This is a genomic window from Rhizobium rhizogenes NBRC 13257, from assembly GCF_000696095.1.
Lineage (GTDB): Bacteria > Pseudomonadota > Alphaproteobacteria > Rhizobiales > Rhizobiaceae > Rhizobium > Rhizobium rhizogenes.
Genome location: NZ_BAYX01000007.1, coordinates 40,426 through 65,494 on the forward strand (window position 1 = coordinate 40,426; position 25,069 = coordinate 65,494).

Genomic DNA, 25,069 nt, shown 5'->3' on the forward strand with positions numbered 1-25,069 from the left:
TGTCAAACTCCTCGTGACACGCATTCCGTAAACGTTTACGATCCTATGCGAAAAGATTTTCCTGTGTCAATAGAGGAGGACTATGGAAAATGGCGCATGGAGGAAAACACCCGCCGATGAAGGGAATTCGTCAGCTCGCCGAACATCTCGATATCTCGATCGGCACAGTATCACGCGCCTTGAACGGCAAGCCTGATGTCAACGAAGAGACCCGCAAGCGCGTACTCGCCGCCGCCGAACAGCTGGGCTATGTGGCCAACCAATCGGGGCGCAGCCTGCGGCAAGGCACGACCAACGTCATCGGCCTGATGATCCAATCCAGCAAGGAAACGGTTGAAAACAGCGACAATTTCTTTCTGACCGTTACGGGTGGGCTGCAGAGCGTGTTCGCGCGCCACAACCTCGATTTGGTCATGCTCCCCTGCCCGAACGACGAAGACCCCTACGAGTACCTGAAACGCATGGTGGCGAGGCGCATCGTCGATGCCCTGATCATTTCCGAGACACAGCGCATCGACAAACGCTTCGATCTGCTCGCCAAAACGAAAATCCCTTTCGCAGCGCTTGGCCGCAGCCTCTCGATCGGGCAGCATTCCTGGGCCGACCTCGATTTCGACGGCGTCGCCAATTGCGCTGTCGACCGGCTCGTGGCGCATGGGCATCGCCGCATCGCTATCAGCGCGCCCTCCAGCGACATCAATCTCGGCTTCATCTTCGTGGAGGGTTATCGGCGCGCGCTCGAGCGGCACGGCATCGCCTACGACCCGGATCTGGTCATTCGCGCGAAATCGAGCGAACAGGGTGGCTATCAGGTCGCCGACAAATTGCTTCACCTCGATGACAAGCCGACGGCTGTAATCCTGATCTACGAATTGATGGCCATCGGCTTCTACCAGCGCGTGATGGAAGCCGGCATCATTCCAGGGCGCGATATTGCCGTCGTGGGCTTTCGCGAGGCGCCGCGCGCCAAATTCCTGCAACCGCCGCTAACCTGCTTTCGCACATCCCTGCACGAACTCGGTGTCGAATTGGCCGAGATCTTGCTCTCCAGCATGCCCGCCTACAGCCATATCTACCCCAAGACCAAGCGCCAAATGATCTGGCCGCTACAGCTCGTCCCCGGAGAAAGCGACAGTTTTCACCTGAAGGCGGAGTAGCGCCGAAACGCCGCATGGGTGAAATCTGCGATTGCGATCCGCCTTGCAAATTGCCATGTAGAACGCGGCGAACGGGGACCGGCATTTGAGCGAAGAGACCATCACACTCTACCAGGCGATCGGCGGCGATCAGACCGTGCGTGCGCTGACGACACGCTTCTATGATCTGATGGACACGCTGCCGGAAGCCGCCAACTGCCGCGCCGTGCATCCGCCGAGCCTCGAAGGCTCCCGTGAAAAATTCTACGAATATCTGACCGGCTATCTCGGCGGACCACAGCTCTATATCGAGAAACGCGGCCATCCACGCCTGCGCAGCCGTCATTTCGTCGCCGCTATCGGCCCCGCCGAGCGCGACGAATGGCTGCTCTGCTTCCGCCGCGCCATGGCTGAAACCATCGAAAACGAAAAGCTGCGGGCGATCATCTGGGAGCCCATCGAGCGCCTCGCCTTCCATATGCAGAACCGGGAATGAGAGAAGACATGAGCTTCAGCACGATAATCCGTCCGCTCACCCTGTTTGTTGCCGGCACCCTCGGCGCCGCCGGTGTCGCGCTTGCAGCCGCCGCGTCCCATGGCGGCGATACACTTTTTCTCGGCTCCGCCTCGACCATGTGCCTGGCACATGCCCCTGCCCTGCTCGCGCTCTACGCCGGCTATGACCGCATCCGCACCGCGCCGGTGGCGACCATCCTGCTTGGATTGGGAACGCTGATCTTCGCGGGCGATCTGGTCAGCCGCCATTTTCTCGGCAGCTCGCTATTTCCCCTGGCCGTGCCGACCGGAGGAATGGGCATGGTGGCGGGATGGGTTGTCGTGGCGCTGAGCGCTTTCTTCAGGAAAGGCGCGGCGGGAGCTTGAGGCGTGTCAGCCTATCTCAAACCCCAGCAACCACATTGAACCCTTCGAACTGCGGCGGCCCCCAGTACAATGCCTTGTTACTGCCGGCATTGCGGTGCGCCTCGCGGAAATTCTCGGATTTCGTCCAGTTGAGGAAATCCTCTTCGCTGCGCCAGATCGTATGCGAGGAAAATAGCGTATAACCCTCCTCGACATTCACGGAACCGCGCAGCAGGCGGAACTCCACGAAACCGGGAACCTCCCCCAGCCGGGAATCACGGTCTCTCCAAATAGTTTCGAAAGCAATCTCTGAACCGATGACGACCTTGAAGCGGTTCATGGCGATGTACATGGGGCTAGACCTCTCGGGCAATCAGACCTTCTTGCGACGGTCGACAGTCTTGCCCGGTCGAGGTGTAAAGGCAATGACATTCGTGCCATCGCGTGCCGTAATATCTGGCGCTATATCCGATTGCTCTCCCCGCAGGCGCGCCTGCCAGGACGGAAAGGTCATCACGTTGGGAGCCTGCCGCTGCTGCTCTGCACGACGCATCAGCAATTCATAGAGTTCCGGCACGAGGCCGTCACCATTCTGCGCGGCCAGCTTGTGCAGACCGATCATCATGAACCCGTCAGGGCCTTTGTCATTCATCGGGTAGCGTCTCGTTCGTTCATTGTGTTCAGCGCCCGCTCGAGGCTCGACTTGCTGCCATTGCGCAAGGGTATGAACGCCTTGCCGAACTTCTTGCAGCCGGTCTTCACCCGCAGGCACGCATCATGGCTGATACAGTCGATCGGGCAGAAGACACAGTCGACGGACGGTAGCACGGTGTCGATGCGCGACACCGCCTCGCGCAAGCCGCCATCATGATGGATCAGCTCGGCGCCGAAGTTGCTGGCGATCTGCCGCAGATGCGCCACCTGGCAATCGCGACCGCCGACATACAGGAAACTGCGCCCATCGAGGCTGGATTTCCCGGATGTCTGCTCCGGCTTTTGCGCCTCGCGACTATCCCGGCCCAAATCCCTCTTCCCCTTACGCGCCATACATCACCCGTTCATTGGTTGCTCTTGCGCACCCGATTCCGTCGAGCGCTGGGTGACCATATTAAACATGAGTTTTGGAGTAAAGTATAAAGTTGACGATTATTATCATATTTTGTCGCGACATGTTTTCCGTACGCAACAATCAGGCCCAAAGATGGTCAAACGATTGAAATCGATACGATGCTTGCTATAGGCACGAACGCAACCTACCGCCCGGTTACCTGAACCTCTTGCGTGAACGTCCAGCTCGGCTTGCCCCATTCCGAGGGTAACGGCGGAAAGGGTGCAGCCCGCCTGACACCGTCGGTGACAGCTTCGTCCAGCTCTGGAATACCCGAGCTGCGTGCTACCGAGAGGGAAGCCAGCTCACCACTCGCACCAATTGTCAGGCGCACACGCACCGTTATGCCCTTTTCATATTTCGACGACAGACGGACGGCGCGGCGAATGCGGGCCTGGACCTTACCCGGATAATTGGCAACGGCTGCACTACCCGAGCCGGTGCGGCGGGCGTTTGACAGCGAATTCGTATCGGACTGCGAGGTCTCGGTTCCTTCCACAGAACCCCTCTTCGAATCCTGCTGGCTCTCGCCATTGGAGCCGGTCCTAACCTTCGCAATCTTCGGCACCGGCTTCTTAACAACTTCCTTCGCCTTTTCCTGGCGAACGGGCTTTGCGAGCGGAGTGACAACTTCAGGTGTCGGCTCAACGGGCTGCACAGTTTCGGCCGGCTGCACGACGGTCGTCTCGGCGGGCGCTTGCGTTGCAAGGACCTGTGGCTGCTCGGTCGGTTGAACCACCTCCGCCATTTCGGTCGGCTGCACTTCCGTCTCAGCAGGCTGAACGGCTTCTGGCTCGGCCGGCTGTACTTCATCCGGCTTGATTTCGGTCGGCTGAACCGTTTCCGGCTGCACAGCCTCTGCCGTCACCTCTTCCGGGGGCTGCTGCGGGCTTTCTTCACCTGCCGCCATCTGATCCATATCGGAATTGCCGATCATTACGACACTGACGGTATCGCCGGCTTCTTCCTGCGCCTCTTCAGGCGTTGCGACGATCGCCACCAGCAACGCCGCAATCACCATGGCGTGGAAGAAGCAGGACCCCAAGCCAGCGAAAGCAAGTGACTTCTTACCGGCACCCGCTACTTTTTGCGTCCTCTCCGCCGACAACATGTCCATGACCGGCGGCTCGGAGGCATCCGGCGCGGGCTCGGTCGGGTGAACGGGATAGGAGTCGATCTGGGTGAAGCGGCTGTAATGCGATACTGCCTCGGCGGTGGGCGGATGCGGCAGGCCGTCGAGGCCGGCCAGTTCATGGCCCGGAAGCACACTCGGATAGTTGTCATTCAAGCCATCGCCGGAGCGGCGGCGATCGATGGAAACCTGAGCCGAGCGGCGTGCCATGGCGTCAGCCTTCGAAAGGAACGGAAAGCTGGGAGCGCGTCATCAAGGCGGCCTTGCAGGCGCCCGCCGCCGGGCCATCGCAGACCGGCGTATCGTTGACGATGATGCGGCTTACGCTTTCGCATTTCACACCGGGCATGTCGAACTGCCGTACGCGCTTCTTACCGACCGGCAGGTCGCGGAAGTCGAGAACGGTGACGCGGTCGACCGCATTCTTGTCGTTGAAGAAGGCAAGCTCGAAGGAGATCTTGCTGATCGGCGTCGCCAGGTCGTTTTCCGCAACGAAGGTCATCATGCAGCCCTTCTGGGAGGGCGCCAGCGCGTTGAGTTCGACGTTGAGCTTCTGCGCATCCGTTGCAGGAGCCTGCGCCGCGACCGCATCCTCGGCGAAGGCCGGGACACAAGAAGCCATGGCAAACAGCCCACCGGCGGCAACGGCTAAAATCGTCTTGGTCAGCATCAGCAATCACTCCCGAAATGTCTCTTGGCGAACGCAAAGCGAGCATTGGATGCCGGCGCGCGCACCACCTAAAATTTTAAACTTGACTCCAACAGTCTTCTATTGCGTCTTTAGGAAACCATGACTATGTGAGTCAAGTTAAATCTGGCCGGAGTAACCTTCGGTCCCCTATGAATTTTCAGGCAAAACCAAGCAGGATGATTGCTGAGAAGCCCCCAATACAGCCGGTGCCGCCAGTGGCCGCACAGCAAATTAGAATGGTCGAAAGCACGGATATTTTCCGGGGCCAGACCGAAATCATGATCAGACATGAGGGTGCGGTCTATCGGATGAAGATCACGCGCCAAGGCAAACTCATTCTCAACAAATAGGCATAGCAGATGACCGAGACGACCCGCCCCACCCCCGCCGCCATCCGCGCCTTCCGCGCCGAGAATTCGAACATGCGCGAGCGCGATATCGCAGCCCGCTTGAGCGTTTCCGAAGCCGCGCTGGTCGCCGCCGAAGTCGGCATTTCCGCCATTCGCATCGATGCCGACGCCAACCGTTTCCTTGAGCACATCGCCCCGCTCGGTGAAGTCCTGGCGCTGTCGCGCAACGAGAGCACCGTGCACGAGAAGATCGGCGTCTACGAGAACATCAAATCCGGCGTACAGGCCGCCATCGTGCTCGGTGAGAACATCGACCTGCGCATCTTCCCGCAGCGCTGGGCGCATGGCTTCGCCGTCACCAAGACGGACGGAGACCAACAGAAGCTCAGCCTGCAATTCTTCGACAAGGCCGGCGACGCCGTACACAAGGTGCATCTGCGTCCCGCCTCCAATGTCGAGGCCTATCACGACATGGTCGCGGCACTTCGCCTCGATGACCAGTCGCAGGATCTGATCGAAGATTTCTCCGGCTATGACAATGGCGCGATCGACGGCGATATCAGCCGCGACGAGCTGCGCGACCATTGGAGCCGCATGACCGACACGCATGAATTCTTCGGCATGCTGAAGAAGCTGAAGATCGGCCGCCAGGCGGCGATCCGCGCCGTCGGCGATGATTACGCCTGGAAGCTCGGAACCGGTGCTGTCGCCGAGATGATGCATGCCTGCGTGCGCGAGGGCCTGCCGATCATGTGCTTCGTCACCAATGAAGGCACCGTGCAGATCCATTCCGGCCCGATCGTCAACGTTGCGACCATGGGACCCTGGATCAACGTCATGGATCCCACCTTCCACCTGCATCTGCGCCAGGACCACATTGCGGAAGCCTGGGCCGTGCGCAAGCCGACCAAGGACGGCCATGTCACCTCGTTCGAAGCCTATAATGCCAAGGGCGAAATGATCATCCAGTTTTTCGGCAAGCGGAAGGAAGGCTTCGACGAACGCCGCGACTGGCGCGCCATCATCGAAAACCTGACACGGGCTGACGCCAGCGTCGCCGCCTGAGGATCGAACCATGACGATGTTGACCAATATCAAGCGCATCAAGCCGTGGGAAATCGCGCTCACCGCCGTGGTGATGATCCTACCGCTGGTGCCCGTCAGCCCGATCAAGGGCAACTATAGCCTGGTCCAGCACGCCCATGCAGCCGAGGTGCCAAAGATCGACACATCGCGGCTCGTCTCGGTCGGCGGCGATGTCACCGAGATCATTTATGCACTCGGCGAGGAAAAGCGGCTCATCGCCCGCGACTCCACCAGCAACTATCCGGAAGCCGCAGCCAAGCTGCCTGATGTCGGCTATATGCGCGCGCTGTCGCCGGAGGGCATCCTTGCCGTCAATCCGACCGCCATCATCGCCGTTGAGGGCTCCGGCCCGCCGGAGGCGCTCGCCGTGCTGCGCAATGCCAGCCTGCCCTTCGAAACCGTGCCGCAGACCTACGACCGTGACGGCATCCTGAAGAAGATCGACGTCATCGGCTCGCTGCTCGGCGTGCCGGACAAGGCAAAGGCGCTGGAAGGCAAGGTCGCCGCCGATCTCGATGCCGCCATTGCCAATTCCGAAAAGCGTCCGGAGGCCGAGCGCAAGCGCGTGCTCTTCATCCTCAGCAACCAGAACGGCAAGATCCTCGCCTCCGGCGACAATACCGCCGCCAGTGGCATCATCAAGCTTGCCGGCGCGATCAACGCGGTCGGCAGCTTTTCCGGTTACAAGCCGCTGACGGACGAAGCCATCATCGAGGCCAAGCCCGACATCATCCTGATCATGGATCGCGAAGGCCCGCTGTCGATGAAGGACGAGGACCTGTTGAAGCAGCCGGCGATTTCGCTGACGCCCGCGGCCAGCCACAAGGCAATCGTCCGCATGGACGGCCTGCATCTCCTGGGCTTCGGACCCCGCACCGCCAGCGCCGTACGCGAGCTGAACGCGGCGATCTACGGAGGCTGACATGGCGCTCAGCGAGGTCGTGGCGGAGCTGAAGCACATGTCGCACGGAACGACCCGCCGTCGCGAGGGCGACCGCACGCTGCTCGCCCTCCTCGTCCTCGCCGGCCTCGCGGTCGCCTCCGTGCTCGCTTTCGCCTTCTCGATCACCATGGGCGCCTCGAATGCGTCGATCAGCGATGTCATCCGCAGCATGGTCGGCAGCGGCGCGGATAGCGCGCTCAGCAGCCGTGACCGCATCATCATCTTCGATATCCGCCTGCCCCGCGCCATCCTCGGCTTCCTGATCGGCGGCGGGCTTGCCGTCTCCGGCGCGGTCATGCAGGGCCTGTTCCGCAATCCCCTGGCCGATCCCGGCCTGATCGGCATTTCGGCGGGCGCCAGTCTCGGGGCAGTCGGAATGATCGTCCTGGGCGCTGGCATCCTCGCGCCGGTCACGCATCTCCTGGGCATCTTCGCCCTGCCCATCGCCGCCTTCATCGGCGGCCTTGCCACGACGATCATCCTCTACAAGGTAGCAACGCGGCATGGGCAAACATCGATCGCCACCATGCTTCTCGCCGGCATCGCCATCGGCTCGCTGGCGCTGGCGGCAACCGGCCTGTTGATCTACATGGCCGATGATCGGCAGTTGCGTGATCTCACCTTCTGGAGCATGGGCTCACTTGCCGGTTCGACCTGGAGCAAGATCGTCGCAGCCGGCCCCATCATCGTCCTTGCCATGCTGCCATTGCCGTTCATGGCGCGCGGCCTCAACGCGCTGACACTCGGCGAAGCCGCAGCCTTCCACATGGGCATCGCCGTCCAGCGTTTGAAGAATATCGCCATCGTCAGCGCCGCCGCCGCAGTCGGCGCTTCCGTCGCGGTCAGCGGCGGCATCGGCTTCATCGGCATCATCGTGCCGCATATCCTGCGCATGGTGATCGGTCCGGACCATCGTTTCCTGCTGCCGGCCTCGGCCCTGCTCGGCGGCTCCCTGCTGATCATCGCCGATGTGGTTGCCCGCACCATCGTCTCGCCGGCGGAACTGCCGATCGGCATCATCACCGCCAGCGTCGGGGGGCCGTTCTTCCTGTGGATGCTGCTTCGGCAGCGCTCGCGCCTCAGCCTGTGAGTTCTCGATGATCGACGTCTCGAACCTTTCCGTCCGGCTTGCCGGCAAAACAGTCGTGCAGGACGTCTCCTTCATCGCCGAACCCGGCGCCCTCACGGCGATCTGCGGACCGAACGGTTCCGGCAAGACGACGACAATGAAGGCCATTTCCGGTGAGCTTGCCTATCAGGGCTCGGTGCGCCTCAATACGACGGAGATCGGCAGCCTCCAGCCGTGGCAACTGGCGGAAATACGCGGCGTGCTGCCGCAGGCAAACACCATCTCCTTTCCCTTCACCGTCCGCGAAATCGTCCGCATGGGGCTGACGACCGGACGCAATCGCCATCCCGACCAGGCCGACCGTATCGCCGCCGATGCGCTTGCCTCCGTCGATCTCACAGGCTTCGAGGGACGCTTCTATCAGGAACTTTCCGGCGGCGAACAGCAGCGCGTCCAGCTCGCGCGCGTGCTCTGCCAGATCTCGGAGCCCGTCATCGACGGCAAGCCATGCTGGCTGCTGCTCGACGAGCCGGTCTCCAGCCTCGACATCAGCCATCAGTTGACGATCATGACGCTTGCCCGGCAATTTTGTCAGCGCGGCGGCGGTGTCATCGCCGTGATGCACGATCTCAACCTTACCGCGCTTTTCGCCGACCAGATGGTACTGCTCAAGAATGGCCAGCTGCAAGCAGCCGGCCCGGTCGCCGAGGTCCTGACAGACCGGCATCTGCTGGATGTTTTCGGCTGCGCGCTGAGGGTCAACCGCACTCCCAGCGACGGCGCTCCCTTCGTCCTCGCCCACAGTGCGCTTGGCGACTGAACTCGCTTTCGTTGCAAAGTCTGGAACCTTTCGTTGCATCGCCGCGTTGTTGACGGGTGACCCGGATCGATTTTCTGCGCGCCTGACGGCGCAACATGTCTGGCAGCATTCGGTCATCGCAACAGCCAGCGCGCCGTTCCCGGCGCCAGAGCAAAGACGCAAGGGAGAAAGACCATGGCCACATCCATCCTCCATTCAGCGAAAGCCAAGCGCAACGGCAGCAGCACCCTGCACGATATGGAAACCAGCATCGAGGAGCAGATCGCACATCTGCGCAGCGAGATTGCCGCTTTTGCCAAGATCGTCGGTGAAAGCAGCGCCAAGCAGGGCGAGACGATGCGAGCCCGCGCGGAGACCGGCTTGGAAGATCTGACGGCACGCGGCGAGGACCTGCTGCATGAGCTGCAGCGAGGCTACGCCAAGGGTTCACGCGAAATGCGCAGGACCGTCCGGCAGCATCCGGTCGCAACCATCGGGGCCGCTACGATCTTCGGTCTGGCAATCGCCCTGCTTCTGTCCCGCCGCTAAGGAGCCGCGATGCTCGCTCCAATCCTCAGCCTGCTCCTGTCGGGCACACTGAACCGTACCGTTGCGCGCACCAAGCGCAACGGTATTTTTGTCGCCATTGCCGCGATCCTTCTTCTCACGGCCTATGGCTTCGCACTGGTGGCCGCCGCCATATGGCTCGCGACCATCTATGGTGCCGCCATCTCGGCGCTGCTGCTCGCCGCCGGCGCGCTGCTGCTCGGATTGATCGTCCTGGTCATCATGGCGATCCTCAACAAGCAGGAAGAGCGCCGTGCCCGTGAACGCCGCGCCTCCTTGGAGACCATGGCCGTCGCCGCGCTCGGCCTTGCAAAGACACAGCCGCTGCTGACCGCCGCCATCGCCACGGCACTGGTGTTCGGCAACCTGCTTGGAACGAAAAAACGGGATGATTGAGCGGCGGCCCAGCCGCTCGATGGGGTTCGCGACTGCGCGCAAACGCATAAAGTGACCAGCCCGCACCATCATGAGTGATCGTGCGGGCTGATTGCAATCTCAGAAGGCAAACGCCTTGGAGGTCAGCGGCGCGGACGTGGCGTCCGGGCCGAAATCCGCCTCTCCTGAAATCTGTAGCACTTCCTGCAGACGCTGGCGGGCGCGATTGACGCGGCTCTTGATGGTGCCAACGGCACAACCGCAGATCTCGGCTGCTTCCTCATAGGAAAAACCGGAAGCGCCGACGAGGATGATGGCTTCGCGCTGATCGGGCGGCAGCTGATCCAGCGCCTTGCGGAAATCCTGCAGGTCGAGTGCGCCATATTGGGAAGGATGCGTCGCCATCGATTCGGTGAACAGGCCATCGCTGTCCTGTACCTCGCGGCCGCTCTTGCGCATCTGGCTGTAAAGCTCGTTGCGCAGGATGGTGAAGAGCCAGGCCTTCATGTTGGTGCCCATCTCGAAATGATCCTGCTTCGCCCAGGCTTTCATGATGGTATCCTGCACGAGATCATCGGCCCGGTCGTGACGGCCGGTGAGCGAAATGGCGAAGGCACGGAGGCTCGGCAGGGCAGCCAGGAGTTCGCGCTTGAAGCTCGGTTGCTGTTCCATGATGCTTCCCCTCAATCGGAGACTTTTGCGGAAGCCAAGCGTTCAACCTGATCCAGTTTCTCGAGCAGATCGAGAAAGCGATCGGGGATAGCCTCGTCTTGCACCGCGGCGTAGAAGGAGCGCAGCCGGTTGCCGATCTGATTGTTGGGATCGAGGATATCGGCAGCGCGCAGATCTGCGCGGTTCCGGTCCGTTTCCTCTTGATTTTGGGTGGTCATTTGGCCTGCTCGCTTCCGCATTTTCTCGCGTTCATGGGTCGGGTGCGCCTATATGCCCTGGTCTGGGAGACCAATCTGCCTCGCCCACGTCCGTTTCGAGCCGAATTCGGAAGAGGATGAAACCTACTGTTCGTTGGCAGGGTAATGCCATTGCCTAAAAAAAGTTCCGGTGCAGAGGAACTTTTTTACCAAACTGGCGTTTCTTTGTCATTGCAGCTCGGAGGCTGTGTTTCAATTAAGAATTGATTAAAAGGCGGGAGCCATTAATGACACTTTCCACACGCATTGCGCCGCATCTTCCGTACTTGCGCCGCTACTCCCGCGCGTTGACCGGGACACAGACTTCGGGAGACGCCTATGTCGCAGCGGTCCTCGAAGCGATCATCAGCGATCTCTCCATCTTTCCGGAAACATCCAACGATCGCGTCGCCCTTTATAAACTCTTCACCAAGCTCTTCGGTTCCTCGGCGATCCAGATTCCCGAACCGACGTCGCCCTATGCCTGGGAGCAGCGCGCTTCGATAAACCTCGCAAAGGTGTCGCCGATCGCCCGTCAGGCCTTTCTTCTTGCCTCCGTCGAAAACTTCCGCCTCGGCGAGATCGCCAGCATTCTCGAAGTATCGGAAACCGAAGCCATGAGTTTGCTCGACAAGGCGTCGCAGGAGATTTCGCGCCAGGTTGCCACCGATATCATGATCATCGAGGATGAGCCGCTGATCGCGATGGATATCGAACAGATGGTGGAAAGCCTCGGGCATCGCGTGACCGGCATCGCCCGCACCCATGCGGAGGCTGTCGCCCTGCACAATGCCACCAAACCCAGCATGGTGCTTGCCGACATCCAGCTTGCCGATGGCAGCTCCGGCATCGACGCCGTCAACGAGATCCTCAAGACATCGAACATTCCGGTCATCTTCATCACAGCCTTCCCGGAGCGTCTTTTGACCGGCGAACGCCCCGAGCCGACCTTCCTCGTCACCAAACCGTTCAATCCGGACATGGTGAAAGCCCTGATCAGCCAGGCGCTTTTCTTCAACGAAACCACAAAGGTGGCCGCCTGACACGATTCGACACCCTGTCGCGGAACAAAGATAGCAACCGAACGTTCCGGCTGCTAAGGGACGCTTTACCGACTGTTATGGCGAGTGAATGTATGGACCGGATCGAGTTTTTCCGGCGGAGAATGCCCTGTTGGCGGGATTCTCGAAATTCGAGTGAAAGGCAAACCGGTGAATACGACTGAACCATTGTCCGGCGCGCCTTTAAGTTTTGAAGGCAAGGCCGCTATGATGGAGCGGGCGCTCGGAAGCGCCGGCATCTCGATCCTCTTTCAGGATACGACCCTTGCGATCCGCTATGCCGAAAACCTGCCCGACCACCTGAAACCATCCCTGATCATCGGCGGCACCGACCTGCACCTCTTCGGCGAGAAGGACGGCGCGCACCTGCTGCAGCTCAAGCGTGGCGTGCTGGAAAGCGGCAAGCCCGCCAGCGCGGAAGTGGAGCTTCCAACCGGCGACGGCGTACGCATCTACGAGCTGAAGATCGAGCGCATAGGCGGGCGCAAGCCGCAGGGCCTGCTCTCCGTCATCTCCGAGGTCACCGAGACGCGCCACCGCGAAAAGGTCCTGAAATCGCTGCTGCGTGAGCTATCGCATCGCTCCAAGAACCTACTGGCAATCATCCAGGGCATCGCAACCCAGACAGCCCGCCATACGCTGACGATCGACAATTTCCTCATCAAGTTCCGCGGTCGCCTGCAGTCTCTGTCGAATTCTCAGGACCTGATCACCGATTCCAGCTGGCGCGGCGCCTATCTGTTCGAACTTGCCGAAAAGCAATTCGCCCCCTACTGGCCCGATGCTGGCGTACCCATGCCGATCTACGGGATCAACGCGCATCTGACGCCGAATGCCGCCGTGCATCTCGGCCTTGCCCTGCACGAACTGATTGTCAATTCCGCCTCGCACGGTGCCATTTCCGCGGGCGCCACGAGCATCACGCTGAATTGCAGGGAATCCGAACTCGACGGCAAGAAAGCGATCGAGGTCGCCTGGTCGGAACGCTTCTATTTCCCTGCCGACCACGAATTCGAGGATAATAGCTTCAGCCGCACCGTGCTCGAGCGCGTGGTCCCGAGCTCCATGAACGGCCGCGCCGATTTCTCCATCGGCGACGACAGCATCGGCTATCGCCTGATCATCCCTGAAAGCGAATACGAAATCCTCCGCCGCAGCTGAGCGCAGCTCATGAGAACGACAAATGAAAACAGCCAGTGCGAGGGCGGCGCACTGGCTGCTTTTCACTCATCGGGAGGGGACCGTGAGTAGTTGCCCGGTAACGATGTTGGGGGCGTGCATCAACTGATGCACTCATCACCAAGCATTCTCTAAACGACGGCGCCGGGGCCTTGGTTCCCATCTTTTTCAAAAAATTTTGATTTTCTTCTCATGCGTCCGCCGCCCATCTCGAAGGGGGCAACGACAGCCGACGCACGCCTTGAGAGCTTCTCCATAATTCCGGACTATTACAGTTAAGTTTTTTGATCTTTCCCCGATCAGAAACTCAAGAATACAAAATACAAAACATACCCTTAGTAGAAACCCTCCGGCCAGGTTCAGCACCGTGCGGTAGAGACCAACATTTCTACTTCGACGAAAGCGAAATCCAAAATTTTACCGTTTGATAAATTTTTTATCCTGAGTTACCGTTTGTTCCACTGGCCGTTTACTATAAGAGGGAACTTCAATGGGACGACTGGAAACTGGGATTCATAAAGGCCGGCTGACGCCCGCCGAATATGAAGCGAACTTCTCCGATCTTCATCCGCGCCTGAACGATCACGAGGCGCTGGTCGCTGCCGACCGCTGTTATTTCTGCTACGACGCGCCGTGCATGACGGCCTGTCCCACCTCCATCGACATTCCGCTGTTTATCCGTCAGATCTCGACGGGCAATCCGATCGGCTCGGCCAAGACGATTTTCGACCAGAACATCCTGGGCGGCATGTGCGCCCGCGTCTGTCCCACCGAACAGCTCTGCGAGCAGGATTGCGTGCGCAATACTGCCGAGGAGCGCCCGGTCGAGATCGGCCGCCTGCAGCGCTACGCGACCGATATAGCCATGGCCGAGAACAAGCAGTTCTACGCCCGCGCCGCTTCGAGCGGCAAAAAGATCGCCGTCGTCGGCGCCGGTCCCGCCGGCCTTGCCTGCGCCCATCGCCTTGCGGTGAAGGGTCACGAGGTCGTAATCTTCGACGCCCGCGAAAAGGCCGGCGGCCTCAACGAATACGGCATCGCCACCTACAAGGCGGTCGACGATTTCGCGCAGAAGGAAGTCGATTACGTGCTGTCGATCGGCGGCATCGAGGTGAAGAACGGCCAGGCGCTCGGCCGCGATTTCAGCCTCGCCGATCTCGCCTCGCAATATGACGCCGTCTTCCTCGGCCTCGGCCTTGCCGGCGTCAACGCGCTGCGCGCAGAAGGCGAGGATCTCGATGGCGTCGCCGATGCGGTCGCCTATATCGCCGGCCTTCGCCAGGCGAACGACAAGGCCGATATCGCCATCGGCCGCCGCGTCGTCGTTCTCGGCGGCGGCATGACCGCCATCGACGCCGCCGTGCAGGCAAAGCTGCTCGGCGCCGAAGAGGTGACGATCTGTTATCGCCGCGGCAAGGAGCACATGAATGCTTCCGAGTATGAGCAGGATCTCGCTGCCTCCAAAGGCGTGATGATCCGCCATTGGCTGGCGCCGAAGCGCATTCTCGACAAGGACGGCAAGGTCGCCGGCATCGAGGTGGAATATACCGAACTGCGCGACGCCAAGCTCACCGGCACCGGCGATCTCGGTGTCATCGCCGCTGACCAGATCTTCAAGGCCATCGGCCAGACCTTCGAAGCCTCCGGCCTCGGGGCATTGCGCATGGAAGCCGGCCGCATCGCCATTGACGGCGAAGGCCGCACCTCGCTCGACCACGTATGGGCCGGCGGCGACTGCGTGCTCGGCGGCGACGACCTGACGGTCTCGGCTGTCGCACAGGGTCGCGACGCGGCCGAATCCATCAACCACGCGCTCGCTGCCTCTGCGCAGCCGAACGCCGCCGTCGCTTGAAGGAGAAATCGATATGGCAGATCTCCGCAATAATTTCGTCGGCATCAAATCCCCGAACCCGTTCTGGCTCGCCTCGGCGCCGCCGACCGACAAGGCCTACAATGTCGAGCGCGCCTTCAAGGCCGGCTGGGGCGGTGTCGTCTGGAAAACCCTTGGCGAGGAAGGCCCGCCGGTCGTCAACGTCAACGGCCCGCGCTACGGCGCGATCTGGGGCGCCGACCGCCGCCTGCTTGGCCTGAACAATATCGAGCTGATCACCGACCGTGACCTCTATACCAACCTGCGCGAAATGAAGCAGGTGAAGATGAACTGGCCGGATCGCGCCCTCATCGCCTCGATCATGGTTCCCTGCGTCGAGGATGCCTGGAAGGCGATCCTGCCGCTGGTGGAGGAAACAGGCGCTGACGGTATCGAGCTCAACTTCGGCTGTCCGCACGGCATGTCGGAACGCGGCATGGGCGCCGCCGTCGGACAGGTGCCGGAATATATCGAAATGGTCGTGCGCTGGTGCAAGCAATATACCCGCATGCCCGTCATCACCAAGCTGACGCCGAATATCACCGACGTCCGCATGCCTGCCCGCGCCGCCAAGGCCGGCGGCACCGATGCCGTGTCGCTGATCAACACGATCAACTCGATCGTCTCCGTCGACCTCGACAATTTCGCACCGAACCCGACGGTCGGCGGCAAGGGCAGCCATGGCGGCTATTGCGGCCCGGCAGTCAAGCCGATCGCACTCAACATGGTGGCCGAGATCGCCCGCGATCCGCAAACCCAAGGCCTGCCGATCTCCGGCATTGGCGGTATCACTACCTGGCGTGACGCGGCCGAATTCCTGGCGCTCGGCGCCGGCAACGTGCAGGTCTGCACGGCGGCGATGACCTACGGATTCAAGATCGTTCAGGAGATGATTACAGGTCTCTCCGACTGGATGGACGAAAAGGGACATCGCACGCTGGACGACATTATCGCCCGCGCCGTGCCGAACGTCTCCGATTGGCAGTATCTCAACCTCAACTACATCGCCAAGGCCAAGATCGACCAGGACGCCTGCATCAAGTGTGGCCGTTGCTACATCGCCTGCGAAGATACCTCGCACCAGGCGATCACCAACATGGTGGATGGCGCCCGGCATTTCGAGGTGATGGACGAGGAATGCGTCGGCTGCAATCTCTGCGTCAGCGTCTGCCCGGTCGAAAACTGCATCACCATGGAAGAACTGCCGGCCGGCAGCCTCGACAAGCGCACCGGCAAGATCGTCGACCCGAACTACGCCAACTGGACGACCCATCCGAATAACCCGATGGCGCAGCAGGCGGCGGAGTAACACGGGGTCAGTTCCAAAGAGAGCCTTCGCACTTATGTCGACATAAGTGCGAAGGCTAAGAACTAAGGCCTCCGAATGCCGAGCCCGTCGACAAATAGCTTTTCCAGATAGCGCGCCGCATCCTCGAAGCGCCCTTCTCCCGAATGTTCCTGCCCAAGCACAGCGCGCACCTGCACATCGAAATCGGCATAATGCTGCGTCGTCGACCAGATGGAGAAGATCAGGTGGTAGGGGTCGCATTTGGCGATCTTGCCAGCCTTGGCCCAGGTGCGGATGACCTCGGCCTTTTCATCGACGAGACTCTTCAGCGGACCGCGAAGCTCGTCCTCGATATGCGGCGCGCCCTGCAGCATCTCGTTGGCGAACAGGCGGCTTTCGCGTGGGAAGTCGCGGGCCATTTCGAGCTTGCGGCGGATATAGGAGCGGATCTCGCTTTCGGGATTGCCATTGGCGTCAAAGGCACGCAACGGCTCCAGCCAGGTGAACAGCACGCGGTCGATCAGCGCGCGGTGCATGGCCTCCTTGGTGCGAAAATAATAGAGCACATTGGGCTTCGACATGCCGGCGACATCGGCGATCTGATCGATGGTCGAGCCGCGGAAACCGTGGACGGAAAATACGTCCAGCGCGGCCTCGAGTATCACTTCCTCTTTTTCTTCCTGGATGCGGGTGCGGCGCTGGGTCCTGGCGGCTCTGGGAATGGCCATGTCTGCTCTGTTTCTCCTTGAAATCCAAGCCCTTCGGCCAAGTTCTCATTGCACCCTGCCCGCGCTGTAAATTTGGGCAATTGCCTGAAATTTTATCGGGAATTTTCGCGCTTTTCGTCTTGAGCGCCGCCACGGAAGTTGTAATGTTTACCAATCGGTCAAATTATCTGTCAGATGTCTTACAAAGGCAACCGGCGATTTTCCGGGGCAAGAAAAACAAGCAAACGCTCCGGCAACGACCATCGGGAACAATTGGGCATGCGCCTTGCATGACCCGGCATAAACAGGTGAGGATTGCATCATGGTGGCAGCGCCAGGAGAAAACATGCGTATCAACGGCGATCGCCTTTGGGACGCATTGATGGACATGGCGAAAATCGGCCCCGGCATTGCCGGCGGTAATAATCGTCAGACGCTGACGGATGCCGACGCCGAAGGCCGCAGCCTTTTCAAAACCTGGTGCGAAGATGCCGGTATGAAAGTCGGCGTCGACAAGATGGGCACGATGTTCGCCACCCGCGCCGGCACCGATCCGGACGCGCTGCCGATCTATGTCGGCTCGCATCTCGACACCCAGCCGACCGGCGGCAAGTATGACGGCGTCCTCGGTGTCCTCGGCGCCCTCGAAGTCGTTCGCACGATGAACGATCTCGGCATCAAGACCAGGCATCCGATCGTGGTCACCAATTGGGCCAATGAAGAGGGTGCGCGCTTTGCTCCCGCCATGCTCGCCTCCGGCGTCTTCGCCGGCATGCATACGCTGGATTACGCCTATGGCCGCAAGGATCCAGATGGCAAGACCTATGGCGAGGAACTGAAGCGCATCGGCTGGCTTGGCGAAGAGGAAGTCGGCGCCCGCAAGATGCACGCCTATTTCGAATATCACATCGAACAGGGTCCGATCCTCGAGGCCGAGGACAAGACGATCGGCGTCGTCACGCACTGTCAGGGCCTTTGGTGGCTGGAATTCACGCTGACCGGCAAGGAAGCCCATACCGGCTCGACGCCGATGAACATGCGCGTCAATGCCGGGCTTGCCATGTCGCGGATCATCGAGATGGTGCAGGGCGTCGCCATGGAAAATCAGCCGGGCGCCGTCGGCGGTGTCGGACAGGTGTTCTTCTCGCCGAATTCGCGCAATGTCCTCCCCGGCAAGGTGGTCTTCACCGTCGACATCCGCACGCCCGACAAGGACAAGCTTGATCGCATGCGCGCCAAGATCGAAGCTGAAGCGCCAAAGATCTGCGACGCCCTCGGCGTTGGCTGCTCCGTCGAGGCCATCGGTCATTTCGAGCCGGTGACCTTCGACCCGAAGCTGGTAACCGCCGTGCGCAACGCCGCCGAGAGGCTCGGCTATAGCCACATGAACATCATCTCCGGCGCCGGCCATGACGCGTGCTGGGCCGCCAAGGTAGCACCCGCCACCATGGTCATGTGCCCCTGCGTCGGCGGCTTGTCGCATAACGAGGCGGAAGAAATTTCAAAGGAATGGGCGGCTGCCGGCGCCGACGTCCTGTTCCACGCGGTCGTGGAGACGGCGGAGATCGTGGCGTGATACCCGTCTTCGCCGAGCACCAGAATCTCACATATCGGGAGCAGACACCATGAGCACTGTCATCAAGGGTGGAACCATCGTTACAGCCGATCTGACCTACAAGGCCGACGTCAAGATCGAGGGTGGGAAGATCGTCGAGATCGGGCAGAACCTGTCCGGTAGCGAAGTGCTCGATGCCTCCGGCTGTTATGTCATGCCGGGCGGCATCGACCCGCACACCCATCTCGAAATGCCGTTCATGGGCACCTATTCCTCTGACGATTTCGAGAGCGGCACGCGAGCGGCACTCGCCGGCGGCACGACGATGGTAGTGGATTTTGCGCTGCCCTCGCCCGGCCAGTCGCTGCTCGAAGCGCTGACCATGTGGGACAACAAGTCGACACGGGCGAACTGCGACTACTCCTTCCACATGGCGATTACCTGGTGGGGCGAGCAGGTCTTCAACGAGATGGAAGCCATCGTCCGCGACAAGGGCATCAACACCTTCAAGCATTTCATGGCCTATAAGGGCGCGCTGATGGTGGATGACGACGAGATGTTCTCGTCCTTCCAGCGCTGCGCCGAGCTCGGCGCGCTGCCGCTCGTCCATGCCGAAAACGGCGACGTGGTGGCGCAGATGCAGGCAAAGCTGCTGGCCGAGGGCAATAACGGCCCGGAAGCGCATGCCTATTCCCGCCCCGCCGAAGTCGAGGGCGAGGCAACCAACCGCGCCATCATGATCGCCGACATGGCGGGCAGCCCGGTTTACATCGTCCACACCTCCTGCGAACAGGCCCATGAAGCCATCCGCCGCGCCCGCCAGAAGGGCATGCGCGTCTATGGCGAGCCGCTGATCCAGCATCTGACGCTGGACGAAACCGAATATGCCAATGCCGATTGGGACCATGCCGCCCGCCGTGTCATGTCGCCGCCCTTCCGCAACAAGCAGCATCAGGACAGCCTCTGGGCCGGCCTCGCCTCCGGCTCGCTGCAAGTGGTCGCGACCGACCATTGCGCCTTCACCACCGAACAGAAGCGTTTTGGCCTTGGCGATTTCACCAAGATCCCGAACGGCACCGGCGGTCTCGAAGACCGTATGCCGATGCTCTGGACCTACGGCGTCAACACCGGCCGCCTGACCATGAACGAATTCGTGGCGGTGACCTCGACCAATATCGCCAAGATCCTCAACTGCTACCCGAAGAAGGGCGCGATCCTCGTCGGTGCCGATGCGGATATCGTCGTCTGGGATCCGAAGCGCTCGAAGACCATTGCCGCCAAGACGCAGCAGTCGGCAATCGACTACAACGTCTTCGAGGGCAAGGAAGTGACCGGCCTGCCGCGTTATACCCTGACCCGCGGCGTAGTCGCCATCGAGGACGGCACGGTGAAGACGCAACAGGGCCACGGCGAGTTCGTCAAGCGCGAGCCCTTCACCGCCGCCAACCGGGCACTTTCGACCTGGAAGGAAGTCACCGCGCCGCGCAAGGTGCAGCGCAGCGGTATCCCCGCGAGCGGGGTGTAGCGCATGGCTCCGGCATTTCTGCCCATCAGCTCAAAGCGGCACCAATCGCTCCAGATCCGGCAGCAGGACGACGCTTTCCTGCTCGTTCGGGTCTGTGCGAGCGATGATGGCCGTCGCCGGCTGATCGCTGAGATTGGCGGGCAGATGCGGCACGCCGGCCGGAATGTAGAACATCTCGCCTTCGCGAACGATAACGTGCTCTTCCAGCTGGTCCCCAAACCAGCAATGTGTCTCGCCGGAGAGCGCATAGATCGCCGTCTCATGCGCGGCATGCAGATGCGCCTTGGCGCGGCCGCCCGGCGGGATGGTCAGAAGATGCATGCAGATGCCTGTCGAGCCAACCGTCTCGGCGGCAATCCCCTCGAAATAGCTAAAGCCCTGCTTGCCGGCATAGGTGCCGCCAGGCCGCACGACACGGCAGGTGGGCTTCGATGACATACTCATGGCATTGCTCCTCTGGATCGGGCAGCCGCGCCGCGGCCTTGCCTTCCAAAGTTACCGCAATGCCAAACAGGATAACAAGCAATCCGCCGCTCTACGCGGTGAAAACATGACTGGTAGGTGTTAATGACGTCGCCCGCTTCCTCCGTCGTCTCTGCGCGGAACCTCTGTCTCACCTACGAGACCAATGACGGGCCGGTGCACGCGCTGAGCAATGTCGATCTCGAGGTGAGCAAGGGCGATTTCGTTTCCTTCATCGGACCCTCCGGCTGCGGCAAGACCACGTTCCTGCGCGTCATCGCCGATCTCGAGCGCAAGACCTCCGGCGATATCACGGTCAACGGCATGACGCCGGACGAGGCTCGCGAGGCCCGCGCCTACGGCTATGTCTTTCAGGCGCCCGCCCTTTATCCCTGGCGCACCATCGAAAAGAACATCGCCTTGCCGCTGGAGATCATGGGCTATGCCAGGGCCGAACAGGCCAAGCGCATCGCCCAGACGCTCGATCTGGTCAATCTCACCGGTTTCGAGAAGAAATTTCCCTGGCAGCTTTCGGGCGGCATGCAGCAGCGCGCGTCGATCGCCCGCGCGCTCGCCTTCGATGCCGACCTGCTTTTGATGGACGAGCCCTTCGGCGCCCTCGACGAGATCGTTCGCGACCACCTCAACGAACAGCTGCTGAAGCTCTGGAAGCGCACGAACAAGACCATCTGTTTCGTGACACACTCAATCCCGGAGGCGGTCTATCTCTCCACCAAGATCGTCGTCATGTCGCCCCGCCCCGGCCGCGTCACCGACATCATCGAATCCACGCTGCCGCTGGAGCGCCCGCTCGACATTCGCGAAACGCCGGAATTCCTGGAGATCGCCCATCGTGTCCGCGAAGGGCTGAGAGCGGGGCATAGTTATGAGGAATAGGATCGCACCATGACCCCGCAATTCCTCCTCTGGCTCGTCGGCGCCATGGCGATCTTCATCGGCGGGGCAACCGCCTCGCGAACCTATATCGCCAACAACAACATCCTGGTCCTAGTATTCGCGCTCGTTCTCTATTGCATCGGCAATCTGATGATGATCCGGCTCATGCGCGAGGGTGGGTTGGGGCTGGCGATATCAGCCTCCTCCATCGCCCAACTCGTGGTCGTCAACATTGTTGCCTTCGTCGTCTTCGGCGAGCGGCTGAGCCTGCCGCAACTGGCCGGCGTCGGGCTCGGCATCGTCGCCATGGCGCTGATGCTGTTTCCAGCGCAAGGGAGGGCGTGAGCATGGAGAAGGAGCAGTTCTTCAAGCACAAGTTCCTGCCGGTGACGACCATCGTGCTGGCGATCGTCCTGCTGTGGTACGTCTTCGCCGTCATCCTCAATGCGCCGTTCCAGCGCGATCTCGACCGGCGCGGCAACGTCACCTCGACGACGATAGAATTCATCGGCAAGACGCTGGCGCAGCCGAAACCGATCCTGCCGGCGCCGCATCAGGTGGCGCAGAACGTCTTCGAAAACACGTTTCTGCGAGCCCCGACCAGCAATCGCAGCCTCGTCTACAATGCCTGGGTAACGCTCGCCCCCACCGCTGTCGGCTTTGCCTTCGGCACCGTGCTCGGTATTCTCTTTGCCGTTGGCATCGTGCATATGGTCGCGCTCGACCGCAGCCTGATGCCTTGGATCATCGCTTCGCAGACGATCCCTATCCTGGCAATCGCGCCGACGATCATAGTCGTCTTCAGTGCCTTGGGCATCGACGGGCTGATCCCCAAGGCACTGATTTCCACCTACCTGTCCTTCTTCCCCGTCACCGTCGGGATGACCAAGGGGCTACGCTCGCCGGAGGTCATGCATCTGGACCTGATGCGTACCTATAACGCCAGTGCGTCGCAGACCTTCTGGAAGCTGCGCGTGCCGGCCTCGATCCCCTTCCTCTTCACGTCAATGAAGGTGGCGATTGCCGCAAGTCTGGTTGGCACCATCGTCGGCGAACTTCCGACCGGAGCCGTCGCTGGCATCGGCGCCAAGCTGCTCGCAGGCTCCTATTACAGCCAGACGATCGACATCTGGGCGGCACTCGTCGCTGGCTCGGTACTTGCGGCGATCCTTGTCGCCATCGTCGGCATTGCCGCCCGCATCGTCAATCACTCAATGGGAGGGAGACCGGCATGAAACTACTCCAGCTCTCCTGGCAGGGTCTTCTTGCCCTCCTGCTCTGCCTTGCCGCCGCGCTCACGCTACCGCTGTTTGCGGATGGCGCGCCGGAGCCGATCCCTTCGAGCGTTGTAGTACTCGTCTTCTTTCTCATCGTCGTCACTGCGATTTTTTCCCAATCTACTCTGCCGGCGCCTATCACTGCGGCCATCCTGTTTCTGGGCGCGCACGAAACCGCCTGGCTGCTGTTGTCCCAGATCACCGGCAACGAGGGCAAGGCTCAGCCCTCCTTCTTCCTGCTGGTCGCGGCCGGCTGGCTTCTCGCCTGGCGCTGCGTCTCCGTGCTGTCATCAACCCGGCCGCACTCCACCGTCGGCAATTATGGGCTGCGGTTGCTGATTCCGGCGATTTTCGGCGTCTGGATTCTGATCATCTGGGAGGCGGTGACGCGCGGCGCCGGCGTCTCCCTGGTTCTGCTGCCGCCGCCGAGCGCCATCGGGGCAAGGATTGTCAGCTCGCTTCCAACACTTTGGACCGATATACAGCAGACCATCTTCAAATCGGTCCTGATTGGCTATATCATCGGCTGCGGCAGCGGTTTTATCGTCGCCATCCTCGCCGACCGCTTCGCTTTCCTGCGTCGTGGCCTGCTGCCGATCGGCAATTTCGTCTCGGCGATGCCGATCATCGGCGTCGCGCCGATCATGGTCATGTGGTTCGGCTTCGACTGGCAATCCAAGGCCGCCGTCGTCGTCATCATGACCTTCTTCCCGATGCTGGTGAACACCGTCGCCGGCCTTACCGCCGCCGGCAACATCGAGCGCGACCTCATGCGGACCTATGCGTCGAGCTATTGGCAAACGCTGTTCAAACTGCGCCTACCGGCTGCCGCTCCCTTTATTTTCAATGCGCTAAAGATCAACTCGACGTTGGCCATGATCGGTGCCATCGTGGCGGAGTTCTTTGGTACACCCATGTCGGGTATGGGGTTTCGCATCTCGACCGAAAACGGTCGGCTGAATCTCGACATGGTCTGGGCGGAAATAGCGGTCGCCGCAATTGCGGGGTCCGTCTTCTACGGCATCTTCGCCATTCTCGAGAGGATGACGACGTTCTGGCATCCGTCTATCCGCGGTGGAAAGACGTAGACTAAGATCCTGGGCAAGGGATCAGGGCATAACTTCAGAGGGAAAAGGGTGAAGATTATGAAAAGACTGATGCTTACACTGATGGCGAGCGCCATGGCGCTGACCATGGCTCAGGCCGCCAACGCCGCCGACAAGGTGACCCTGCAGCTGAAATGGGTGGCACAGGGCCAGTTCGGCGGCTACTTCGTTGCCAAGGACAAGGGCTTCTACAAGGAAGAAGGCCTCGACGTCGACATCAAGCCGGGCGGCCCGGATATCGCTCCGGAACAGGTGATCGCCGGCGGGGGCGCTGACGTGATCGTCGACTGGATGGGTGGCGCTCTGGTTGCCCGCGAAAAGGGCGTGCCGCTGATCAACATCGCCCAGCCCTTCGAAAAGTCCGGCCTTGAGCTGATTTGCCCGAAGGACGGCCCGGTCAAGACAGAGAAGGATTTCAAGGGCCATACGCTTGGCGTCTGGTTCTTCGGCAACGAATATCCCTTCTTCGCCTGGATGAACAAGCTTGGCCTGAAGACCGATGGCGGCAAGGATGGCGTTACCGTCTTGAAGCAGAGCTTCGACGTCCAGCCGCTCGTTCAGAAGCAGGCCGACTGCATCTCGGTCATGACCTACAACGAATACTGGCAGGCGATCGATGCCGGCTTCAAGGCGGAAGACCTCACCGTCTTCAATTACTCCAAGCTCGGCATCGACCTTCTGGAAGACGGTCTTTACGTCAACGAGGACAAGCTGAAGGATCCGAAGTTCAAGGCCGACATGGTCAAGTTCGTCCGCGCTTCGCTGAAGGGCTGGAAATATGCCGTCGAGCATCCGGATGAAGCCGCCGAAATCGTCATGGACAATGGCGGCCAGGACGAAAACCATCAGAAGCGCATGATGGGCGAAGTCGCCAAGCTGATCGGCAGCGGCAAGCTCGACACCAAGCTCTATGATCGCACGGTCGAGGCCCTTCTCGACCAGAAGATCATCAACAAGAAGCCGACCGGCGCGTACACGCACGAGATCACCGACGCCGCGCTGAAATAGTCTCGGCGCAAACAAATGACCGGAACGCGCGGGTTTCTTTACTCGCGCGTTTTTTTCATTTTGTAACAACCATCACAAAAAGCTGGCTTTATCCTCGCGCTTGCATGAA

General features: G+C 60.8%; 30 protein-coding genes. 21 read left to right on the forward strand and 9 right to left on the reverse strand.

Translation table 11 applies throughout. The features are described 5' to 3' along the window. Window positions 1-116 precede the first annotated feature (116 nt). The 3 genes from RRH01S_RS16505 (at window position 117) to RRH01S_RS16515 (ending at window position 2,018) form a co-directional block, all read left to right on the forward strand. Window positions 117-1,157 (forward strand): substrate-binding domain-containing protein, encoded by a 1,041-nt coding sequence (locus tag RRH01S_RS16505; RefSeq protein WP_012652082.1) that lies wholly within the window; start codon window positions 117-119, stop codon window positions 1,155-1,157. Between the two features lie 85 nt (window positions 1,158-1,242). Then, window positions 1,243-1,632, forward strand: a complete 390-nt coding sequence (locus RRH01S_RS16510) for a group II truncated hemoglobin (RefSeq protein ID WP_007689854.1) — start codon at window positions 1,243-1,245, stop codon at window positions 1,630-1,632. A gap of 8 nt (window positions 1,633-1,640) precedes the next feature. Continuing rightward, window positions 1,641-2,018, forward strand: coding sequence for a DUF423 domain-containing protein (locus RRH01S_RS16515; protein ID WP_042473166.1), 378 nt, complete (start codon window positions 1,641-1,643; stop codon window positions 2,016-2,018). Between the two features lie 16 nt (window positions 2,019-2,034). On the opposite strand, the gene hmuQ is transcribed toward RRH01S_RS16515, so the two are convergent. The 5 genes from hmuQ to RRH01S_RS16540 form a co-directional block, all read right to left on the reverse strand. Further along, window positions 2,035-2,349, reverse strand: a complete 315-nt coding sequence (gene hmuQ / locus RRH01S_RS16520; RefSeq protein WP_042473169.1) for a heme-degrading protein HmuQ — start codon at window positions 2,347-2,349, stop codon at window positions 2,035-2,037. A 21-nt stretch (window positions 2,350-2,370) separates the two neighbouring features. Then, the gene (locus tag RRH01S_RS16525) at window positions 2,371-2,649 is read right to left on the reverse strand and encodes a hypothetical protein (RefSeq protein WP_034517768.1); all 279 of its coding nucleotides are present in this window, start codon (window positions 2,647-2,649) and stop codon (window positions 2,371-2,373) included. After that, window positions 2,646-3,044 (reverse strand): DUF2325 domain-containing protein, encoded by a 399-nt coding sequence (locus RRH01S_RS16530; protein WP_034517766.1) that lies wholly within the window; start codon window positions 3,042-3,044, stop codon window positions 2,646-2,648. Before RRH01S_RS16530 ends, RRH01S_RS16525 begins: the two co-directional genes overlap by 4 nt. 206 nt (window positions 3,045-3,250) lie before the next feature. Continuing rightward, window positions 3,251-4,447 carry a cell envelope integrity protein TolA gene (gene tolA, locus RRH01S_RS16535; RefSeq protein ID WP_034517763.1) on the reverse strand — a complete coding sequence of 399 codons (1,197 nt, stop codon included), beginning with the start codon at window positions 4,445-4,447 and terminating at the stop codon, window positions 3,251-3,253. Window positions 4,448-4,451: 4 nt separating this feature from the next. Then, the gene (locus tag RRH01S_RS16540; protein ID WP_034517761.1) at window positions 4,452-4,907 is read right to left on the reverse strand and encodes a hypothetical protein; all 456 of its coding nucleotides are present in this window, start codon (window positions 4,905-4,907) and stop codon (window positions 4,452-4,454) included. Window positions 4,908-5,104: 197 nt separating this feature from the next. Here RRH01S_RS16540 and hemP point away from each other — a divergent pair, with 197 nt between their 5' ends. The 7 genes from hemP to RRH01S_RS16575 all read left to right on the forward strand — a co-directional run bounded on the left by hemP (window position 5,105) and on the right by RRH01S_RS16575 (window position 10,138). Then, window positions 5,105-5,278, forward strand: a complete 174-nt coding sequence (gene hemP, locus RRH01S_RS16545; RefSeq protein WP_034519271.1) for a hemin uptake protein HemP — start codon at window positions 5,105-5,107, stop codon at window positions 5,276-5,278. A 9-nt stretch (window positions 5,279-5,287) separates the two neighbouring features. After that, the gene (locus tag RRH01S_RS16550) at window positions 5,288-6,343 is read left to right on the forward strand and encodes a hemin-degrading factor (protein ID WP_042473172.1); all 1,056 of its coding nucleotides are present in this window, start codon (window positions 5,288-5,290) and stop codon (window positions 6,341-6,343) included. Window positions 6,344-6,353: 10 nt separating this feature from the next. Beyond that, a complete protein-coding gene (locus RRH01S_RS16555; protein WP_034517757.1) occupies window positions 6,354-7,286 on the forward strand; it encodes a heme/hemin ABC transporter substrate-binding protein in 933 nt (310 codons plus the stop codon). A gap of 1 nt (window position 7,287) precedes the next feature. Continuing rightward, window positions 7,288-8,397 carry a FecCD family ABC transporter permease gene (locus RRH01S_RS16560; protein WP_034517755.1) on the forward strand — a complete coding sequence of 370 codons (1,110 nt, stop codon included), beginning with the start codon at window positions 7,288-7,290 and terminating at the stop codon, window positions 8,395-8,397. 7 nt (window positions 8,398-8,404) lie between these two features. Beyond that, window positions 8,405-9,196, forward strand: a complete 792-nt coding sequence (locus RRH01S_RS16565) for a heme ABC transporter ATP-binding protein (protein WP_034517753.1) — start codon at window positions 8,405-8,407, stop codon at window positions 9,194-9,196. 174 nt (window positions 9,197-9,370) lie between these two features. Beyond that, on the forward strand, window positions 9,371-9,724 hold the full coding sequence (locus RRH01S_RS16570; RefSeq protein ID WP_012652090.1) for an ElaB/YgaM/YqjD family protein: 354 nt from the start codon (window positions 9,371-9,373) through the stop codon (window positions 9,722-9,724). A 9-nt stretch (window positions 9,725-9,733) separates the two neighbouring features. Continuing rightward, window positions 9,734-10,138: a hypothetical protein gene (locus tag RRH01S_RS16575; RefSeq protein WP_034517751.1), complete on the forward strand. Its 405-nt coding sequence runs from the start codon at window positions 9,734-9,736 to the stop codon at window positions 10,136-10,138. Window positions 10,139-10,237: 99 nt separating this feature from the next. Here the strand turns inward: RRH01S_RS16575 and RRH01S_RS16580 are convergent, their stop codons facing one another. Next, a complete protein-coding gene (locus tag RRH01S_RS16580; protein ID WP_007689879.1) occupies window positions 10,238-10,789 on the reverse strand; it encodes an RNA polymerase sigma factor in 552 nt (183 codons plus the stop codon). 11 nt (window positions 10,790-10,800) lie between these two features. Continuing rightward, window positions 10,801-11,007: a NepR family anti-sigma factor gene (locus RRH01S_RS16585; RefSeq protein ID WP_007689881.1), complete on the reverse strand. Its 207-nt coding sequence runs from the start codon at window positions 11,005-11,007 to the stop codon at window positions 10,801-10,803. Between the two features lie 266 nt (window positions 11,008-11,273). Between RRH01S_RS16585 and RRH01S_RS16590 the strand changes: the two genes are divergently transcribed. The 4 genes from RRH01S_RS16590 (at window position 11,274) to preA (ending at window position 16,444) form a co-directional block, all read left to right on the forward strand. Further along, on the forward strand, window positions 11,274-12,068 hold the full coding sequence (locus tag RRH01S_RS16590; protein WP_012652091.1) for a response regulator: 795 nt from the start codon (window positions 11,274-11,276) through the stop codon (window positions 12,066-12,068). Between the two features lie 186 nt (window positions 12,069-12,254). Further along, a complete protein-coding gene (locus RRH01S_RS16595) occupies window positions 12,255-13,247 on the forward strand; it encodes a sensor histidine kinase (protein ID WP_153510620.1) in 993 nt (330 codons plus the stop codon). 508 nt (window positions 13,248-13,755) lie between these two features. Beyond that, a complete protein-coding gene (locus tag RRH01S_RS16600; RefSeq protein WP_042473177.1) occupies window positions 13,756-15,117 on the forward strand; it encodes an NAD(P)-dependent oxidoreductase in 1,362 nt (453 codons plus the stop codon). 13 nt (window positions 15,118-15,130) lie between these two features. Next, a complete protein-coding gene (gene preA / locus RRH01S_RS16605) occupies window positions 15,131-16,444 on the forward strand; it encodes an NAD-dependent dihydropyrimidine dehydrogenase subunit PreA (RefSeq protein WP_007689890.1) in 1,314 nt (437 codons plus the stop codon). Window positions 16,445-16,506: 62 nt separating this feature from the next. Here the strand turns inward: preA and RRH01S_RS16610 are convergent, their stop codons facing one another. Then, on the reverse strand, window positions 16,507-17,151 hold the full coding sequence (locus RRH01S_RS16610) for a TetR family transcriptional regulator C-terminal domain-containing protein (RefSeq protein ID WP_007689892.1): 645 nt from the start codon (window positions 17,149-17,151) through the stop codon (window positions 16,507-16,509). A 301-nt stretch (window positions 17,152-17,452) separates the two neighbouring features. Here RRH01S_RS16610 and RRH01S_RS16615 point away from each other — a divergent pair, with 301 nt between their 5' ends. Together RRH01S_RS16615 and hydA are read left to right on the forward strand one after the other, a co-directional pair. Next, window positions 17,453-18,706: a Zn-dependent hydrolase gene (locus RRH01S_RS16615; RefSeq protein ID WP_034517747.1), complete on the forward strand. Its 1,254-nt coding sequence runs from the start codon at window positions 17,453-17,455 to the stop codon at window positions 18,704-18,706. Window positions 18,707-18,755: 49 nt separating this feature from the next. After that, window positions 18,756-20,210 (forward strand): dihydropyrimidinase, encoded by a 1,455-nt coding sequence (gene hydA / locus RRH01S_RS16620; RefSeq protein WP_012652095.1) that lies wholly within the window; start codon window positions 18,756-18,758, stop codon window positions 20,208-20,210. A gap of 30 nt (window positions 20,211-20,240) precedes the next feature. Here the strand turns inward: hydA and RRH01S_RS16625 are convergent, their stop codons facing one another. Further along, window positions 20,241-20,654, reverse strand: coding sequence for a cupin domain-containing protein (locus RRH01S_RS16625; RefSeq protein ID WP_012652096.1), 414 nt, complete (start codon window positions 20,652-20,654; stop codon window positions 20,241-20,243). Window positions 20,655-20,777: 123 nt separating this feature from the next. Between RRH01S_RS16625 and RRH01S_RS16630 the strand changes: the two genes are divergently transcribed. From RRH01S_RS16630 to RRH01S_RS16650, 5 genes are read left to right on the forward strand one after another with little or no spacing between them, the layout of a single operon-like run. Further along, window positions 20,778-21,569 carry an ABC transporter ATP-binding protein gene (locus tag RRH01S_RS16630; protein WP_007689899.1) on the forward strand — a complete coding sequence of 264 codons (792 nt, stop codon included), beginning with the start codon at window positions 20,778-20,780 and terminating at the stop codon, window positions 21,567-21,569. A 9-nt stretch (window positions 21,570-21,578) separates the two neighbouring features. After that, complete coding sequence (locus tag RRH01S_RS16635; RefSeq protein WP_012652098.1) at window positions 21,579-21,914, forward strand: membrane protein; 336 nt, start codon at window positions 21,579-21,581, stop codon at window positions 21,912-21,914. Between the two features lie 2 nt (window positions 21,915-21,916). Continuing rightward, complete coding sequence (locus RRH01S_RS16640) at window positions 21,917-22,804, forward strand: ABC transporter permease (RefSeq protein ID WP_012652099.1); 888 nt, start codon at window positions 21,917-21,919, stop codon at window positions 22,802-22,804. Further along, window positions 22,801-23,934 carry an ABC transporter permease gene (locus tag RRH01S_RS16645; RefSeq protein WP_042473180.1) on the forward strand — a complete coding sequence of 378 codons (1,134 nt, stop codon included), beginning with the start codon at window positions 22,801-22,803 and terminating at the stop codon, window positions 23,932-23,934. Before RRH01S_RS16640 ends, RRH01S_RS16645 begins: the two co-directional genes overlap by 4 nt. A gap of 57 nt (window positions 23,935-23,991) precedes the next feature. Next, entirely contained in the window at window positions 23,992-24,960 is a 969-nt protein-coding gene (locus RRH01S_RS16650) for an ABC transporter substrate-binding protein (RefSeq protein ID WP_012652101.1), read from the forward strand. The last annotated feature ends 109 nt before the right edge of the window (window positions 24,961-25,069 follow it).